Source organism: Coprobacillus cateniformis, assembly GCF_009767585.1.
In the GTDB taxonomy this organism is placed as follows: domain Bacteria; phylum Bacillota_I; class Bacilli_A; order Erysipelotrichales; family Coprobacillaceae; genus Coprobacillus; species Coprobacillus cateniformis.
In genome coordinates this window covers 1-536 of record NZ_WSNW01000025.1, presented here as the reverse complement: position 1 = coordinate 536, position 536 = coordinate 1, and the positions used below count along the sequence as shown (strand labels likewise).

General features: G+C 25.0%; 1 protein-coding gene. It reads right to left on the bottom strand.

Annotated elements, in window-relative coordinates:
- On the bottom strand, positions 1 to 354 hold a 354-nt coding region (locus GQF29_RS18225), incomplete at its 3' end, for a hypothetical protein (RefSeq protein ID WP_160340883.1).
- Positions 355 to 536: the final 182 nt, after the last annotated feature.

Below are 536 nucleotides of genomic sequence, written 5' to 3'. Positions count from 1 at the left end.
TTCAATAGCCACTCGTCTTTTGGTTGATACACATGTACATGTAACGCTATAATAGACTTTATTTTGAACATTATCAGTAATCGTGATATAACCCTCAAACTTCAACAGACCTAAACGAGTTGATAATTTTTCGACTTCAAAATCTGTTTCTTTTAACATTCTTTTATTTGATGATTTCGCTATCTTTTTTTGATGTCTTTTATAATCGAATTTCTTACCATTTTTTTCAATCATATAATGATGATCAATAATTGTCTGTTCCTGATTAATTTTAAATATAAATCTACGAATTTTTCTTCTTAAATCTTCAACAGTCATATTATCATCTATTTCCATTTCTAAGTTTAATCTCATTTTTTCCTCCTTATAGTATGAAAAAGGAACTAACTTTTTTTATTAGTTCCTTGCCTTTAATTTGACATTTGAATAAACAAAAGCAATATCAATAATATACAACGTTTTCTCATTTTCAACAACATAATACAGTAATTTGAATTTATCTATATATGCAATTCTTAATAAATCATTATTGTAAA